The sequence below is a fragment of the Rathayibacter sp. RFBD1 genome, from assembly GCF_002932915.1.
Classification (GTDB): domain Bacteria; phylum Actinomycetota; class Actinomycetes; order Actinomycetales; family Microbacteriaceae; genus Rathayibacter.
Genome location: NZ_PSWQ01000002.1, coordinates 118422 through 134304, shown reverse-complemented (window position 1 = coordinate 134304; position 15883 = coordinate 118422). Strand labels below are relative to the sequence as shown.

The following is a 15883-nucleotide window of genomic DNA, read 5'->3' as shown; positions in this document are numbered from 1 at the left end:
CGGACGCGGTGTCTCGCCGCAGGAGCGACGCCGACCGCAGGAGCGACGCCGACCGCCGGAGCGGCGCGGTCCCTCCGCCCCCGCGCCCCTGATTAGGGTGAAGCCATGAGCGAGCCGGCACTCCCCGAGACGACGGCCCCGCGGGCCTCGGCCCCGCACGACCACCGCCGCGACCGGCGCATCCCCGAGCCGGTCGACCGGTTCGCCACCGGCGAGGAGTACCCCGAGTACCGCGTCGACCTGGAGCGGATCCGCTTCTCGCCCTACTTCGCCCGACTCTCCGCGGTGACCCAGGTCATCTCGCCCTCCGGCGTCGGCCAGGTCGTGCACAACCGGCTCACGCACTCGATCAAGGTCACCGCGGTCGCCCGCGCGATCGCGATGCAGCTGACCACCACCGATCCCGCCCAGCGCGAGCTGGTCGAGCGGCTCGGCGGCTGCGACCCGGTGGTCGTGCAGGCCGCGGCCAGCGCGCACGACCTCGGCCACCCTCCGTTCGGCCACCTCGGCGAGCAGGCGCTCGACCGCCTCGCGCGCGAGCGCCTGGGGCTCGCGGAGGGCTTCGAGGGCAACGCGCAGTCGTTCCGGATCCTCTCCGAGCTCGACGTCTGCGAGACGGTGGAGGTGGGGCTGAACCTCACCGCCGCCTCCCGTGCCGCCGTGCTCAAGTACCCGTGGGGGCGGACGGTCCACCGCCCCGGCATCGACTCCGCCGACCCGACCGAGCTGCCCCGCGGCTCGACCGCCAGCCGGTGGGAGACCGCGCCGCCGAAGTTCTCGGCGTACACCCTCGACCTCGACGACCTGCTCGACGCCCGCTCCGGCTTCGCCGCGATCGCCCCCTGGCAGCAGACCCTCGAGTGCTCGGTCATGGATGTCGCCGACGACATCGCCTACTCGCTGCACGACCTCGACGACTTCTACCGCGCGGGAGTGCTGCAGCAGGCGGCCGTCGCCGTGGAGTTCCGCGCGTTCCTCCGCGAGCAGAACGCGCTCGCCGCCCTCGACGCCGAGGAGCTGTGGGCGCGCGCCCCCGGGCACTCGCTCGAGATGCTCCGCCGGAGGCTCGTGGCCCGCGACCCGTGGATCGCGAGCGACGAGCACTTCCGCGCCTCCGTGGAGCGGGTGTCGACCGAGCTGGTCGAGGGGCTCCTCGCGCTCCCGTTCGACGGATCGACGCGCACCGAGCGCGCGATCGAGGCCTTCGTCTCCTCCTGGATCGGCCGCCTGCAGCGCTCCGTGGTGGTGCTCGCCGAGCCGAACGTCCGCTCGGGCCACCTCTCCCTCCTCCCCGACGCCTGGCACGACGTGGCCGTGCTGAAGTTCGTGCACACGCGCTTCGTGATCGACCGGCCGGACTTCGCCACCTACCAGCGCGGCCAGTCGCAGGTGCTCGAGACGCTGGTGACCCACCTCGACGCCTGGCTCGAGGACCCGCGCGACGGCTCGCGGGCTCCGCAGAAGCTGCTCGACCTGATCGAGCTCGCGACCGACGGCTACTTCCGCCTGCGCGCCGACCACCCCGACTGGCTCCCGGCGGACGAGCGCGGCCGGCCGACCTCCGACCCGGCCGCGCTGCAGCGGCTCGGCCGGGGGCGCGGTGTGGTCGACTACGTCGCGACCCTGACCGACGAGCAGGCGATGGCGCTCGCCGCCCGCCTCCGCGGCGATCGCGAGCCGTGGGCGATGGGGACCTGACGCCCCGGCGGGTGGGTTGACACCGCGCGTCGCGTGTGGCCTCGGCGGCTCCTCGCCCGTCGTTCCGGGGGAGGAGCCTCCGCCGGGCCGCCGAGGACGCGTTGCGCGACCGCCCAGCGGGCGTCCAGGAAGCGCAGCCTGAACGACAGCGTAAAATCACGGAGGCACATGCCAGGATCGACAACTCGACAGGGAGTTCCGTTGGACGGAAACGCAACGACCACGCACCGCAACGTCGCATTGCTGTCCGTCGCGACCACGCTGGCTCCGCGCGTGACCACCTCGGCCGAGATCGAGGCGCGGCTCGCTCCGGCGCTCAAGCGCCTGCGGCTCCCCACCGGGCTCCTCCAGCGCGTCGCCGGAGTGCACGAGCGCCGCAACTGGGGCTCCGAGCAGGGCTTCGACGGAGCGGCGATCGACGCGGGCAAGCGCGCTCTCGCCGAGGCCGGCGTCCGCGCCGACCAGATCGGCCTGATCATCAACACGTCGGTGACCCGCAAGCACCTCGAGCCCTCGGTCGCCGTGCGCCTGCACCACGGGCTCGGCCTGCCCTCATCGGCCATCAACTTCGACATCGCGAACGCGTGCCTCGGCTTCGTCAACGGCATGACCCTCGCCGCGCAGCTGATCGACTCCGGTCAGATCCGCTACGCGCTCATCATCGACGGCGAGGACGCCGACGAGATCCAGGTCAACACCATCGAGCGCTTGAGCCGCGAGGGCGTCAAGCGCAAGGACTTCATGAGCGAGTTCGCGAGCCTGACCCTCGGCTCCGGCGCGGCCGCGGCCGTCCTCGGCCCGGCCGACGAGCACCCCAAGGGCCACCGCATCCTCGGCGGCATCACCCGCGCGGCCACGCAGTTCAACGAGCTCTGCGTCGGCAGCGTCGACGGCATGTTCACGGACGCGAAGGCGCTGCTCAAGGGCGGCATGGAGCTCGTCCTCTCGGCGTGGAAGGAGGCCACCCGCGACTGGAACTGGAGCGGGATGGACCGCTACATCACGCACCAGGTGTCGGACGTGCACACCGACGCCCTGGTGAAGGCCGTCGGCATCGACCGCAGCCGCGTCCCCACGACCTACCCCACCCTCGGCAACGTCGGCCCGGCGTCGATCCCGATCACCCTGGCCCAGGAGGCCGAGACCCTGCAGCCCGGCAACCGGGTGCTGCTCATCGGAGTGGGCTCGGGCATCAACACCGCGATGCTCGAGATCGCCTGGTGACCGCGCCCCACCCGGCCGAGCGGATCCGCGGAGCGCTCGGCTCCACGGCCGCGGCGCAGCGGCCCCCGGCCGGGCTCGACGGGCTCGATCCCGCGTGGTCGCGCCTCATCGACGCTCCGGATGCCCAGGGCGTTCCGCGCCGCTGGCACCTGCTCGACACGGGTGAGGCCCTCGGCACGGAGCCCGTCGGCACCGTCCTCTGCGTGCACGGCAACCCCACCTGGTCCTACCTCTGGCGCCGCCTCGCGGCCGCCACGCTCGAGTCGGCCCGCCACGGAGGCCCCGCCTGGCGGGTGGTCGCTGTCGACCAGCTCGAGATGGGCTTCTCCGAGCGGACCGGCGCCCTGCACACGCTCGCCGACCGCGTGCGCGAGCTCTCCAACCTCACCGACGTGCTCGGCCTCGACGACGTGGTCACCCTCGGCCACGACTGGGGCGGAGTCGTCTCGCTGGGCTGGGCGGTCGACCATCCGGAGCAGCTGCGCGCCACGATGCTCCTGAACACCGCGATTCACCAGAGCGCCGACGAGCCGATCCCGGCCCCGCTCCGGCTCGCGCTCGCCTCGGGTGTGCTCGGCGCCTCGACGGTCGGTACGCCGGCCTTCCTCGAGACGACCCTCGCGCTGGGGCACCCCGCGCTGCCCTCCGCGGTGAAGGAGGGGTACCGCGCGCCCTACCGGTCCGCGTCGCGCCGCGGCGGAGTGGGCGGCTTCGTCGCCGACATCCCGGTCGACTCCGCGCACCCGAGCGACCCAGAGCTGCAGCGCATCGCCGAGGGCGTCAGCGCCCTGACGACGCCGGCCCTGATGCTCTGGGGCCCGCTGGACCCGATCTTCTCCGACCGCTACCTCGACGACCTCGTCGACCGCCTCCCGCACGCGCAGGTCCACCGCTACGAGGGAGCGGGCCACCTGGTGGCCGAGGACGTCGACTACGCGTCCGCCGTCCTCACCTGGCTGGGCGACCTCTCCGACGGCGAGGAGCCGTTCGGCGGCGACCCCGCCCCCGACGTCCGACGCCCGACCGCGCCGGTCGAGCCGCTCTGGGCGCACCTCGACCGCAACGCGCAGGACGACTCGCTCGCCCTGGTCGAGATGGCGCCTCCCGGAGGCGGCGGGCCCCGCTCGGTCTCGTGGCGCCTGCTCTCGCAGCGGGTCCGCGAGCTCGCCGCCGGGCTCCGCGCCTCCGGCGTCTCCCCGGGCGACCGCGTCTCGCTCCTCGTGCCGCCCGGCGCCGACCTGACGGCGCTGCTCTACGCGTGCCTGCGCATCGGAGCCGTCGTGGTCGTCGCCGACGCGGGCCTGGGCCTGCGCGGTCTCACCCGCGCGGTCCGCGGCGCCTGGCCGGATCTAGTGGTCGGCGCCCTGCCCGGCCTCACCGTCGCGCGGGCCCTCCGCTGGCCCGGCGGCCGGGTCTCGACGCAGACCCTGCCCCGCGCCTCCGCCTCGGCCCTCGGGGTCGACACCTCGCTCGGGCAGCTGATCGAGCTCGGCCGCGCCGAGCTGGCCGCCGACCCGGAGGCGCTGGGCGAGGCGCCCGCCGCCGACGCCGTGGCCGCGATCCTGTTCACCTCCGGCTCGACCGGCCCCGCCAAGGGCGTCGTCTACACGCACCGCCAGCTCGCCGGCGTCCGCGACGCGCTCGCCCGCCAGTACGGGATCGGACCGGGCACCGGCCTCGTCGCGGGCTTCGCGCCGTTCGCCCTGCTCGGTCCCGCGCTGGGCACGCGCTCCGCCACCCCGGACATGGACGTCACCGCGCCCCGGACGCTCACCGCGGCCGCCGTCGCCGCGGCCGCCGCACGGGTCGACGCGACCGTGCTGTTCCTCTCGCCGGCCGCACTGGCCAACGTCGTGGCCACCGCCGGCGCGCTCGACGCCGACGACCACCGGGCCCTCGCCGGCGTGCGCACCTTCCTCTCGGCCGGCGCCCCCGTCTCGGCGGGACTGCTCGGCGAGGCGCAGGCCCTCATGCCGAACGCCTCCGCCCGCACTCCCTACGGCATGACCGAGGGGCTGCTGCTCACCGACGCGTCGCTGGAGGGCATCCGCGAGGCCGCGTCCGACGACGATCCGCGCGGAGGCGTCTGCGTGGGCGTGCCCGCCGCGGGCGTCCGGCTGCGGATCGCCCCGCTCGACGCCGACGGCCGCGCCACGGACGAGCCGGAGGAGATCACCGGCACGACCGGCGAGATCGTCGTCTCGGCAGGTCACGTCGAGGACCACTACGAGCGCCTCTGGCTCACCGACCGTGCCGCCCGCGTCGGCGCCGTCCCGGGCGAGCGCTGGCACCGCACCGGGGACGTCGGGCGGATCGACTCCGCCGGCCGCCTCTGGGTCGAGGGCCGCATGCCGCACGTCGTCGTCACTCCCGACGGCGTGGTCACGCCGGTCGGACCGGAGCAGCGGATCGAGGCGCGCGTGGCCTCGGTCGCCCGCGCCGCGATCGTCGGAGCCGGCCCGCGCGGAGTCGCGCAGCTGGTCGCCGTGGTCGAGCTGCGCTCGGGCGCGCGCCGCGTGGTGCTGGCCGAGGAGGCCCTCGCCGCTGAGGTGCGCGCGGCCGTCGGCCGGCCCGTCGCCGCGGTGCTCGTCGTCCCGGCGCTGCCCACCGACATCCGCCACAACTCCAAGATCGACCGGGCCGCGCTCTCGCGCTGGGCCGAGGGCGTGCTCGCCGGCGGCCCGATGGTGGCTCCGTGAGGGTCCTGGTCACCGGCGCGAGCGGCCTGCTCGGCGGTGCGGTGGCCGCGGGCCTCGTCGCCCAGGGGCACGAGGTCCGCACCTTCCAGCGTCGGCCCTCCGGGGTCGCGGGCGTCGAGGAGGCGCGGGGCTCCCTGACCGATCCGCGCGCGGTCGAGGAGGCCGTCGACGCGGCCGAGGGCGTCGTGCACCTCGCCGCGAAGGTCTCGCTCGCCGGCGATCCTGGCGACTTCGACCGCGTGAACATCGACGGCACCCGGCGTCTGCTCGCCGCCGCCGCCCGCGCCGGCGTGAGCCGCTTCGTCCAGATCTCGTCGCCCTCCGTCGCCCACTCCGGCTCCTCGATCACCGGCGACGACGCCGAGCCCGCCGATCCGGACCGGGCCCGCGGCGACTACGCGCGCACCAAGGCCCGGGCCGAGCTGCTGGCCCTCGCGGCCGACGCCCCCGGCTTCGCGGTGGTCGCCGTGCGCCCGCACCTGGTCTGGGGTCCGGGCGACACCCAGCTCGTCGCCCGCATCGTCGAGCGGGCGCGCGCCGGCCGGCTGCCGCTCCTCGGGCACGGCCAGGCGCTGATCGACTCCACCTACATCGACAACGCCGCCTCGGCGATCGTCGCCGCTCTCGGGCGGGCGGAGGAGGTGCACGGCCGCTCCTACGTCGTCACCAACGGCGAGCCGCGCCCGGTCGCCGAGCTGCTCGCCGGGATCTGCCGCGCCTCGGGCGTCGAGCCGCCGCGCTGGTCCGTCCCCGCCTCCGTCGCCCGCGCTGCGGGCTCGCTCGTCGAGCGCGTGTGGGCCGTGCGGCCCGGCGCCGATGAGCCGCCGATGACCCGCTTCCTCGCCGAGCAGCTCTCGACCGCGCACTGGTTCGACCAGCGCCGCACGCGCGCCGATCTGCAGTGGAGCCCGTCGGTCACCCTCGACGAGGGTCTGGCGCGCCTGTCCGCCGCCCGCTGAGGCGCCGGGTCCGGAGACGACGGAACGGACGGGACCCTGTCGCCGAGGCGAGGGGGTCCCGTCCGTCCGGGGCTCCCGCGACGGATCGCGGGAGGGGAGCCGAGGTCAGTCGGCGAGGATGAGGTACAGCGCGCGACGGGTCTCGTCGAGCTTGGCGGAGGCGGCGGCGCGCTGCGCCTCGGTCGCTCCGCGGAACTGCTGCACGACGCCCATCAGCTTGCCGACGTTCTCCATGAAGGCGCGATCGGCGTCGCTCGCGCCGGGGGTGGCCTCCCAGGCCGCGTCGAGCTCGTCGGCGTGCTCGCGCACGTAGGTGCCGCCCGCGTCCGTGAGCTGGTACTCGGTGCCGCGGCCCTCGCCGACGGCCGTGATGAGGCCCTCGTCGACGAGCTGCTGGAGGGTGGGGTAGACGGAGCCGGGGCTGGGACGCCACGATCCGTTCGTCTTCTCGGCGATGGCCTTGATCAGGCCGTAGCCGTTCGAGGACTTCTCGGAGAGGAGGGAGAGGAGGGCCGCGCGGACGTCACCGCGTCGGGCGCGTCCTCCGCCGCGGCCGAAGGGGCCGCCGAAGCCGGGGCCGAAGCCCGGGCCGAAGCCGAAGCCGGGCCCGAAGCCGCGGCCGTGACCGCCGGGTCCGCGGCGCTGTCCGCGGCCGGGGTGCTCGTGGCGGGAGGAGTGGTCGCCGTCGCACGAGTCGCGGCGGTCGTCGGAGAAGAAGGTCCTGGAGTTCATGGGTGTGCTGCTCTCTGTCGTGAGGGGATCCCTTTCGATCGGATCCGGTCGCCCGTCGGGAGCGGCTGCTCCCGATCTGTCGGCGATGCAGTAACGATATATCGGTGACGGATCGGATGTCAACACCTGAACTGCCCGTAGCCTGGGAGCTCCCCGTCGATCGAGAGGTCCCGCATGCCGCGTCCCGACTCCGAGCTCGAGGCGTACCTCGACTCCTCCCTCCTCGCCGGGGACGTCCTCACCGGCCGCGCGAGCAACCTCGGCAACCTCCGCCGGCTCGCCGCCCGCGAGCCCGCGCACCTCTACGGGGTGGACGTGGCCGAGCACTGGACGCTCGAGAGCCTGCTCGCCCTGATGAGGGAGCGCGTGGGGATCAGCACCGACCCCTCCTTCGAGAGCGGGCAGGACCGGATCGACGCCCGCCTGACGGTCGCGGGGCTCGCCCGCTACCGCGACCGGTTCGCCGCCGCTGTCCGCGAGGGGGCGCTCCTCCTGTTCGCCACCGCGCACCCCGCGACCCTGATGGACGTCTACCGCCGCTTCGCTGCTGCCGCGACGGAGCGGGGCGCTCGCGTGATCGACGTGAACGCGCTCCCGTTCGCCGCCCCCGACGGCATCCGCGTTCCTCTCGCGGACGAGCACCAGGCCCTGTGGTGCACCGGCGGGGTCACCTGCGTCTACCGCGGGGGAGGGCTGCAGCACACGCACTCGCCGGAGCCGATGGACGCGCTGCTCGACCGCCTCGACGAGCTCGGCATCCGCCCCGACCTGGTCGTCGCCGACCACGGCTTCGCGGGCGCGGCCGGCCGGCGGGGGCTGCCGGTCATCGCGATCGCCGACTGCAACGACCCGGCGGTGTTCGTCGCCGAGGCGCAGGGCTCGATCGAGGTGGTCGTCCCGATCGACGACGGGCTGGCCGTCCACCTCTACGAGCCGGTGATCGACTTCGTCCTCCGCGCCCTCTCGGAGCCCGCGCGCACCTGACGGCTCGTAGAATCGCCTTCGGCTCGTCGCGATCCCGGATCCGACGGGCCGACCGTTTTCGCGAGTCCCCGCACTCGCCCACCACTGCAGACGGAGCATCCGTGACCCAGCCCCACGACGGCCTCCTCCCGCGCTTCGCCGTCGGCGTCGACATCGGGGGGACGTCGATCAAGGCGTCCCTCGTCGACGTCACCACCGGCGAGCGGGCGGCTCGGCGCTTCGCGGTCGCGAACCCGCTGGGCAAGGAGCCCGAGGACTTCGCCGAGGCGATCGCCGGAATCGTCCGGGACGTCTCGCCGATCGCGGGCACGCCCGTGGGCGTCGGCTTCCCCGGGATCGTCCGCGGCGGCGTCGTCCGCCAGACCACCCACGTCTCGCAGCGCTGGGTCGGGCTCGACGCGCAGGCCCTCCTCTCGGAGGCGACCGGGGTCGACGTCGTCGTCGTCAACGACGCGGACGCGGCAGGGGTCGCCGAGCGCGAGTTCGGCGCGATGCGCGGACGCGAGGGCCTCCTCCTGCTGACCACCCTCGGCACCGGCATCGGGACGGCGCTCGTCCACGAGGGCGTGGTGATCCCCAACTCCGAGCTCGGGCACCTGCACATCGACGGTCCCGACTTCGAGCCGCAGGTCGGCTTCTCGGCCGTCCGCCGCGAGGGCATCACCCTCGAGGAGTGGGCGGGTCGCCTCAGCGTCTACTACCGGCACCTCGAGATGCTGCTCTCGCCGCAGCTGTTCGTGATCGGCGGCGCGGCGGCGCACGTCTTCGACGAGTTCGCCCGCTTCCTCGACATCGGCACCGAGATCGTCCCCGCCCGCTTCGGCAACGACGCCGGATTCACGGGCGCCGCGATGGTCGCGGTCTCGCCCGACCGCCTCGCGCCCTGGTACCGCTCCACCCGCGGCGCCCGCCTCGACCCCGGGGCCCCCGCCATCGCCGATTGACACCCGTCCCTGCACCGAGGGAATCCCGACCCGTCGTGGCATTCCGAAGGCGCTGGGTTCATCGAGGGTCCGCGGTTCCCTCAGCGGGCCGTCAGGCCGCGGTAGACGGCGTCCAGCCGGGCGGCGGCGGCCGGCCAGGAGTGGGCGGCCGCCCAGTCGACGCCGCCGCGGCCGAGACGCGCCAGCTCACCGCGCGAGCCCAGCAGGGTCAGGATCGCCTCGGCCCACGCCGCGGGGGAGTCGGAGTCGAGCAGCACGCCGCTCCCGCCGTCGCGCACCGCGTCCACCAGGCCGGTCGTCCTGCGCGCGAGCACGGGAGTGCCGCTGCCGGCCGCCTCGAGCGCGATGAGCCCGAAGGTCTCGGCCGCCGAGGGCACGAGCGCCAGCTGCGCGCTCCGGAGCCGCTCCGCCACCTGGTCGCGGTCGGCTGCCCCCTCGATCAGCACGCGGTCTCTCAGCGGAGCCGCCGCGGCGCGCACCGCGTCGAGGTACGACTCCCGGCCCGGTGCCGCCCCGCCCACCAGCCGCAGCACCGGCCGCTCCGCCGGCGCGATTCTCGCGAGCGCCTCGACCGCCAGCAGCTGGCCCTTGAGCGGCTGCACCCGGCCGACCAGGACGACTCCGGAGCGCTCGCCGCCGCCCGGGCGGAACCGCGCGTCGACTCCGGGCGGCACCACGACGACCCGGTCCGGATCCGCGCCGTACCCGCTGACGACGTCCTCCCGCTCCGAGGCGCCCGCCACCACGATCGCGTCGGCGGAGGCGAGCACGGAGCGCTCCGCGTCGATCCGCTGCTGCGGCTCCGCGACGTCGCCCGGGGCGAGCCGGGCGTTCTTCGCGAGCGAGCCCGAGTGCATCGAGTGCACGTGCGGCCTGCCGGTGAGCGCCCCCGCGAGGCCCGACACCCAGTAGTGGGAGTGCACGACGTCGGCCCCCTCCGCGGCGCGCGCGAAGTCCGGCGCCGCGGCCGCCAGCGCGTACTTGTCGCCCGCCGGCACCGGCACGCCGACCACTCGCACACCCGGCGCGAGCATCCGGACGCCCTCACCGCGGGTCAGCACCTCGATCTCCCAGCCGAGCGCCGCCAGCTCCGGGAGCACCGCCGCGAGGTACACGTTCATCCCGCCCGCGTCGCCCGTCGACGGCTGCTCGAGCGGGGAGGTGTGCGCCGAGACGACGGCCAGACGGGGCATCCCTCCATCGTAGGGACGGCCGTGCGTCCTCCACGGATCCCGGCCCGCGGCTCGCAGCGCCTCCGGAATCGGGTTGAATAGACGGATGCGCTCGTTCGAGCGCGGAGAGCGTGAGGTCCATGGCCCGCCAGAGTCCCCCCGGTGAGGTGCTGCCGTCGGCCGCACCCGGGCCGGTGACCGCCGGCCACGAGCCCTTCTCCGAGCAGGACATCCGCGCCCTCGTCGGAACCGCCGCCGTCGAGAAGGGCACCGCGTACGCGGACGAGGGCCGCGTGCGCGAGCTGCAGTGGTTCGGCGGCCGCACCCGCCTCTTCGGCCAGGTCCGCGGATCCGGGCGCTCGCCGTACGCCGTGAGCGTGCAGCTCCGCGACGAGGGCGAGCACTGGACCCTCCTCGGCGGCGCCTGCAGCTGCCCGGTCAAGCACGAGTGCAAGCACGTTGCCGCCGTCCTGATCGAGGCCCTGCGCCGCGAGCGCGAGGGCGGAGTGGCCGGTCCCTTCCCGGGCGAGGCCGCTGTCGACGCCGTCCCCGAGTGGCGCAGCGCGCTCGCCCCGCTCCTCGCCGGCGCGGAGCGCTCGCACACCGGCATCCCGCTCGGCCTGCAGTTCGAGCTGCTGCCCGGCGAGCCCGTGCGTCGCCCGCCCGGCCGCTACAACTCCTACCGGCCGCCGCCCGAGCCGCGCCCGCGCCTGGGCGTGCGCCCGGTGCGGATGGGCGACCGCGATCGCTGGGTCCGCACCGGCACCAGCTGGCGTGACCTCGGCTACCTGCACTACAGCCACGACTACGACGAGCGCCAGATCGACGTGATCCGCGAGATGCAGGGCCTGCTCTCCGGGCACAGCGCCTCCAGCTACCACTCGCCCGACACCTGGCTCTACCTCGACCAGTGCCGGAGCGAGGCGATCTGGGCGGCACTGCACGGCGCCGTCCGCGCGGGCATCGGCCTGGTGATGGGCGACCGCGACCAGACGCCGCTGAAGATCCTCGACACGACGGCCACCGCCTCCATCGACGTCACGCGCACCGCCGCCGGCCTCGAGCTGCGCTCGCTCGTCGCGATCGGCGACCACCCGGCGCCCGAGGAGTTCGGCTTCATCGGCGACCCGGCCGTCGGCCTCTACACGTGGGAGGGCGGCGACGAGATGCGCGCCCGCCCTGTCACGCTCATCCCGTTCGCCGCGCCGCTGCTGTCCTCCGCGCGCACGTTCCTCTGGAGCCGCGAGGCCATCCGCATCCCGGTGGCCGAGGAGTCGGCGTTCCTCACCGAGCACTACCAGCGGCTGCACCGGCTGTTCGACATCGTCTCCCGCGACGGCTCCTTCGAGGCGCCGGCGGTGCCCGAGCCGCGCCTCGGCCTCACCCTCGAGCACACCGACGGCGCGGGCCTGCGCGGCTCGTGGTGGTGGCGCTACGGAGTGGAGGGAGCGCGTGGCGGCGTGGACGCCGAGCGGCTCCCGCTGCGGGTCGGCGAGGACGCCGGCTACCGCGACCCCGAGGCCGAGCAGCGGATCCTCGACTCCCTCGTCGGAGCGGGTCTCGACCCGGAGTCGACGCCCGCCCTGGTGTCCCCGTCGAGCAGGCGCCTGCGCCCCACCTTCGACCTGCGCGGCATGCAGACCGTCGGCTTCCTCACCGGCGAGGTCGAGCGGCTCCGGGAGCTCGGCACCGTCGAGATCGAGGAGATCGGCGAGCGCGTCGAGTACCGCGAGGCGCAGACCGCGCCCGTGGTCGCCGTGCAGACCGTCGCCCAGCCCGACAGCCGCGACTGGTTCAACCTCGAGATCTCCGTCACCGTCAACGACGAGGCGGTCCCGCTGGCCGAGATCTTCCTCGCGCTCGCCCGCGGCGACGAGTACATGGTGCTGCCCAGCGGCGTCTACTTCGCCCTCGACGACGAGCGGTTCGGCCGCCTCCGCGAGCTGATCGCCGAGGCCCGCGAGCTCTCGGACGACCCCGGCGAGACCCTGCGGATCAGCCGGTTCCAGTCCTCCCTCTGGGACGAGCTGGTCGAGCTGGGCGTCGTGGAGGCGCAGGCCGCCGCGTGGCGCCGCTCCGTGGAGGGGCTCTCCGGCTTCACCGCGACCGGTGCGCTGGAGTCGCGGGTCCTGCCCGAGGGCTTCGCCGTGGAGCTGCGGCCCTACCAGCAGCTCGGCTACGACTGGCTCTCGTTCCTCTACGACAACCAGCTCGGCGGCGTGCTCGCCGACGACATGGGCCTGGGCAAGACCGTGCAGTCCCTCGCCCTGGTCACCCGGGTGATGCAGGAGCAGCGCGCCGCGGCCGCGGAGGCGGGCACCTCGCCGCGCCCGTTCCTCGTCGTCGCTCCCACCAGCGTGGTGCCCAACTGGGTCGGCGAGGCCAAGCGCTTCGCCCCGGACCTCCGCGTCGTCGGGATCGACGAGACGTCGAAGAAGAAGCGGAAGGCGCTCTCCAGCGTCATCGGCGAGGCCGAGCTGGTCGTCACCTCCTACGCCCTGTTCCGGCTCGACTACGAGTCGTACTCGGGCATCCAGTGGTCGGGGCTCCTCCTCGACGAGGCGCAGTTCGTCAAGAACCGCCAGTCGGCGACGCACCAGCTCGCGCGCCGGCTCGACGTGCCCTTCAAGCTCGCCATCACGGGAACGCCGATGGAGAACAACGTGATGGAGCTCTGGTCGCTGCTGTCGATCGTCGCTCCGGGCCTGTTCCCCTCGCCCGCCGGGTTCGTCGAGTTCTACCAGAAGCCGATCGAGCGCGAGGCCGACAGCGAGAAGCTCTCGCAGCTGCGGCGGCGCATCCGCCCGCTGATGCTGCGGCGCACCAAGGAGCTCGTCGCCAAGGAGCTGCCGCCCAAGCAGGAGCAGACCCTCGAGGTCGAGCTCGGCCCGAAGCAGCGGAAGGTCTACGACACGTACCTGGCGCGGGAGCGGCAGCGCGTGCTGGGCCTGATCGGCGACTTCGAGAAGAACCGCTTCGCGATCTTCCGCGCGCTGACCGTGCTGCGCCAGGTCGCGCTCGACGCGGCACTGGTCGACGAGGCGCACGAGAGCGTGCCCTCGACCAAGCTCGACCTGCTCGACGAGCTGCTGGGCGACGCCCTCGGCGAGGGGCACCGCGTGCTGGTGTTCAGCCAGTTCACGCGGTTCCTCGGCCGGGTCCGCGGCCGGCTGGACGCGGCGGGCATCGAGTACGCCTACCTCGACGGAGCGACGAAGAAGCGCGACGAGGTCATCGAGCGGTTCCGCTCGGGCGCGGCGGGCGTGTTCCTGATCTCGCTCAAGGCCGGCGGCTTCGGGCTCAACCTCACCGAGGCCGACTACTGCATCCTGCTCGACCCGTGGTGGAACCCCGCCACCGAGTCGCAGGCGGTCGACCGTGCGCACCGCATCGGGCAGACCCGCTCGGTCATGGTCTACCGCCTGGTCGCGAAGGACACGATCGAGGAGAAGGTGATGGCCCTCAAGGAGGCGAAGGCCGCGCTCTTCGCCGCGGTCATGTCGGACGACGGCGCGGCGGCCACCGGCGGGATCACCGCCGAGGACGTGCGCGAGCTGCTGGGCTGAGCGCCGCCGCTACTCGCGCACCTGCTCCAGCAGGGTCGTGACGGCGGCGCGGGTGTCGGCTGCGAGCCGTCCGAGGCGGTGCGCGGCACGGATCGACACCGGCCGGTACGGGTGCACGAGCCGCCGGGCCGCCGTGCAGGGCAGCGCGAACGCCGCGACGACGCCCGCGTCGATCCCGTCGAGTCCGCCGTCGTCCCGGCCGAAGACGAGCTCCCGACCCTCGCGGGCGAGAGCCTCCGGCAGGTCGGCCTCGCCGATCGGGAGGCGCAGCACGGCGAGCAGGCCGGCCGCCTGCACCCGGCGCGGCAGCGGGCGTCCGAGGCGTCCCGCCGCGTGCACCGTGAAGAAGTCGGCCTGCCGCTCGAGGATGCCCGTGACCGTCTCGGCGAGGCGCTCCATCTCGGGGTGCAGCGAGAGCCGGGCGAGCCGGCGGTAGCCGTGCACCGCGACCCGGGCGTCCACCGCGAGGGCCAGCGCGACGGGGCCGGCGAGGGAGGCCGCGGCGCGGTCGAGGAGCGGGCGCGACCTCACCGTCGGCTCCGGCGGGCGGATGTCGATGCCGCGGATCTGCGGCGAGGCCGCGAGCACGTCGCCCAGGGCGTCGGCGATCCGGTGCCGCTCGGCGGCCCAGACGGACGCGAACGCGCGGACCTGCTCGTCGGGGTGGGCGCGCGCGAGGGGGAGCACCCGGGCCACGGTGGCGTGCTCGATCGCCCGCAGGTACGCGGTGGCGACGATGGCCTCGCGGTCCAGCGGCACCTCCTCGAACTCGCGCACCGAGAAGTGCTCGCGCAGGGCGCCGTGCGCGCTGCGGTGGTGGTCCTCGAGGTCGAACGGTTCCGCGATGCCCACGTCGTGCTCCTCCGCTAGTCCGGTCCCTCCATCCTGGGCCCCCGGTGCGAGAGGCGGAAGAGCACGCGCCCATCCCTGGGACACTGGGAGCCGGTCATCAGGCGGCCGGGGGAGCGGGGCGGGATGAGCGGGGCCCGGACCTCGGCGATCGGCGCCGTCCTCCTCGCCGCCGTCTGCTTCGGCACGACGGGGACCGCCCAGGCCCTCGGAGCGGCGGGCGTGGATCCGCTCCTCCTCGGGGCGGCGCGCATCGTCCTCGGCGGCGCCCTGCTGGCCGCTCTCCTCGGCGTGGAGGCTCTGCGCCGGCGGAGCCGCTCCCGCCCGACCCGCGCCGTCGTGCTGCTCGTCGTGCTCGGAGCGGTCGGCGTCGCCGCGTACCAGCCCGCCTTCTTCACCGGCACCGCGCAGAACGGAGTCGCGGTCGGCACGATCGTCGCCCTCGGCTCCGCTCCCGCCTTCACCGGCCTGCTGGAGTGGCTCGTCCTGCGGACGACGCCGAGCCCGCGCTGGTTCGCCTCGACCGCGCTCGCCGCGGTCGGCGTGGTGCTCCTCAGCGGCGGCGGATCCGGCGGCGTGACGCTCCCCGGCCTCGCCGCCTCGGCCGGCGCCGGCGCCTCCTACGCGCTCTACGCCGTCTGCGGCAAGCTGCTGCTCGAGCGCGGGCTCAGCCCCGTCGCCGCCATGGGAGCCCAGTTCGGAGCCGCGGCGCTGCTCGCGCTCCCGTTCCTGCTGCTGGGCGATCCGTCGCGGCTCTCCGGCTCGATCCCGGCCGCGCTCTGGCTCGGAGTGGTGACGGTCGCCGTGGCCTACACCTTCTTCGCGCGCGGCCTGCGAGCGCTTCCCGCGGCGACCGTCTCGACGCTCACCCTCCTGGAGCCGGCGACCGCGACTCTCCTCGGCGTGGCGGTGCTGGGGGAGCGGCTGACCGCTGGAGCCGTCCTGGGCGTCGCGGTGCTGGTGGCGGCGGTGCTGCTGCTGGCGGTGCGGGGGCGCGGCCGCTCCGGTGCGCGGAGAGAGGCGCCGCCGCGCTCCGCGGAGTAGCGTCGACTCCCA

General features: G+C 74.7%; 11 protein-coding genes. 8 read left to right on the top strand and 3 right to left on the bottom strand.

The window, feature by feature from the left end; all coding sequences use genetic code 11:
* Positions 1–105 precede the first annotated feature (105 nt).
* The 4 genes from C5D50_RS00715 (at position 106) to C5D50_RS00700 (ending at position 6580) form a co-directional block, all read left to right on the top strand.
* A complete protein-coding gene (locus tag C5D50_RS00715) occupies positions 106–1698 on the top strand; it encodes a deoxyguanosinetriphosphate triphosphohydrolase family protein (protein WP_104233447.1) in 1593 nt (530 codons plus the stop codon).
* A gap of 168 nt (positions 1699–1866) precedes the next feature.
* Complete coding sequence (locus C5D50_RS00710) at positions 1867–2922, top strand: 3-oxoacyl-ACP synthase III (protein WP_104224183.1); 1056 nt, start codon at positions 1867–1869, stop codon at positions 2920–2922.
* Positions 2919–5621, top strand: a complete 2703-nt coding sequence (locus C5D50_RS00705; protein WP_258069509.1) for an alpha/beta fold hydrolase — start codon at positions 2919–2921, stop codon at positions 5619–5621. The genes C5D50_RS00710 and C5D50_RS00705 overlap by 4 nt, the downstream gene beginning before the upstream one ends.
* On the top strand, positions 5618–6580 hold the full coding sequence (locus C5D50_RS00700; protein WP_104224184.1) for an NAD(P)-dependent oxidoreductase: 963 nt from the start codon (positions 5618–5620) through the stop codon (positions 6578–6580). Before C5D50_RS00705 ends, C5D50_RS00700 begins: the two co-directional genes overlap by 4 nt.
* A 105-nt stretch (positions 6581–6685) precedes the next feature.
* On the opposite strand, the gene C5D50_RS00695 is transcribed toward C5D50_RS00700, so the two are convergent.
* Positions 6686–7312, bottom strand: coding sequence for a PadR family transcriptional regulator (locus C5D50_RS00695; protein ID WP_104224185.1), 627 nt, complete (start codon positions 7310–7312; stop codon positions 6686–6688).
* 174 nt (positions 7313–7486) lie between these two features.
* On the opposite strand from C5D50_RS00695, the gene C5D50_RS00690 reads away from it, so the two are divergent.
* Complete coding sequence (locus C5D50_RS00690) at positions 7487–8296, top strand: phosphatase (RefSeq protein WP_104282448.1); 810 nt, start codon at positions 7487–7489, stop codon at positions 8294–8296.
* 101 nt (positions 8297–8397) lie between these two features.
* A complete protein-coding gene (locus C5D50_RS00685) occupies positions 8398–9240 on the top strand; it encodes an ROK family protein (RefSeq protein ID WP_244229583.1) in 843 nt (280 codons plus the stop codon).
* Between the two features lie 80 nt (positions 9241–9320).
* Here C5D50_RS00685 and C5D50_RS00680 read toward each other — a convergent pair whose 3' ends face one another.
* Positions 9321–10433: a glycosyltransferase gene (locus C5D50_RS00680; protein WP_104282447.1), complete on the bottom strand. Its 1113-nt coding sequence runs from the start codon at positions 10431–10433 to the stop codon at positions 9321–9323.
* 119 nt (positions 10434–10552) lie between these two features.
* Between C5D50_RS00680 and C5D50_RS00675 the strand changes: the two genes are divergently transcribed.
* A complete protein-coding gene (locus tag C5D50_RS00675) occupies positions 10553–13978 on the top strand; it encodes a DEAD/DEAH box helicase (protein ID WP_104282446.1) in 3426 nt (1141 codons plus the stop codon).
* A 9-nt stretch (positions 13979–13987) separates the two neighbouring features.
* On the opposite strand, the gene C5D50_RS00670 is transcribed toward C5D50_RS00675, so the two are convergent.
* Positions 13988–14830: a hypothetical protein gene (locus tag C5D50_RS00670; RefSeq protein ID WP_104225933.1), complete on the bottom strand. Its 843-nt coding sequence runs from the start codon at positions 14828–14830 to the stop codon at positions 13988–13990.
* A gap of 123 nt (positions 14831–14953) precedes the next feature.
* Between C5D50_RS00670 and C5D50_RS00665 the strand changes: the two genes are divergently transcribed.
* Positions 14954–15871, top strand: coding sequence for an EamA family transporter (locus C5D50_RS00665; protein ID WP_104282445.1), 918 nt, complete (start codon positions 14954–14956; stop codon positions 15869–15871).
* Positions 15872–15883 lie beyond the last annotated feature (12 nt).

What these genes read in the sequence shown, in the direction of transcription:
- C5D50_RS00715 (WP_104233447.1), top strand. Translation starts at nt 106, where the DNA reads ATGAGCGAGCCGGCACTCCCCGAGACGACGGCCCCGCGGGCCTCGGCC.
- C5D50_RS00710 (WP_104224183.1), top strand. Translation starts at nt 1,867, where the DNA reads ATGCCAGGATCGACAACTCGACAGGGAGTTCCGTTGGACGGAAACGCA.
- C5D50_RS00695 (WP_104224185.1), bottom strand. Translation starts at nt 7,312, where the DNA reads ATGAACTCCAGGACCTTCTTCTCCGACGACCGCCGCGACTCGTGCGAC.
- C5D50_RS00690 (WP_104282448.1), top strand. Translation starts at nt 7,487, where the DNA reads ATGCCGCGTCCCGACTCCGAGCTCGAGGCGTACCTCGACTCCTCCCTC.
- C5D50_RS00680 (WP_104282447.1), bottom strand. Translation starts at nt 10,433, where the DNA reads ATGCCCCGTCTGGCCGTCGTCTCGGCGCACACCTCCCCGCTCGAGCAG.
- C5D50_RS00675 (WP_104282446.1), top strand. Translation starts at nt 10,553, where the DNA reads ATGGCCCGCCAGAGTCCCCCCGGTGAGGTGCTGCCGTCGGCCGCACCC.
- C5D50_RS00665 (WP_104282445.1), top strand. Translation starts at nt 14,954, where the DNA reads ATGAGCGGGGCCCGGACCTCGGCGATCGGCGCCGTCCTCCTCGCCGCC.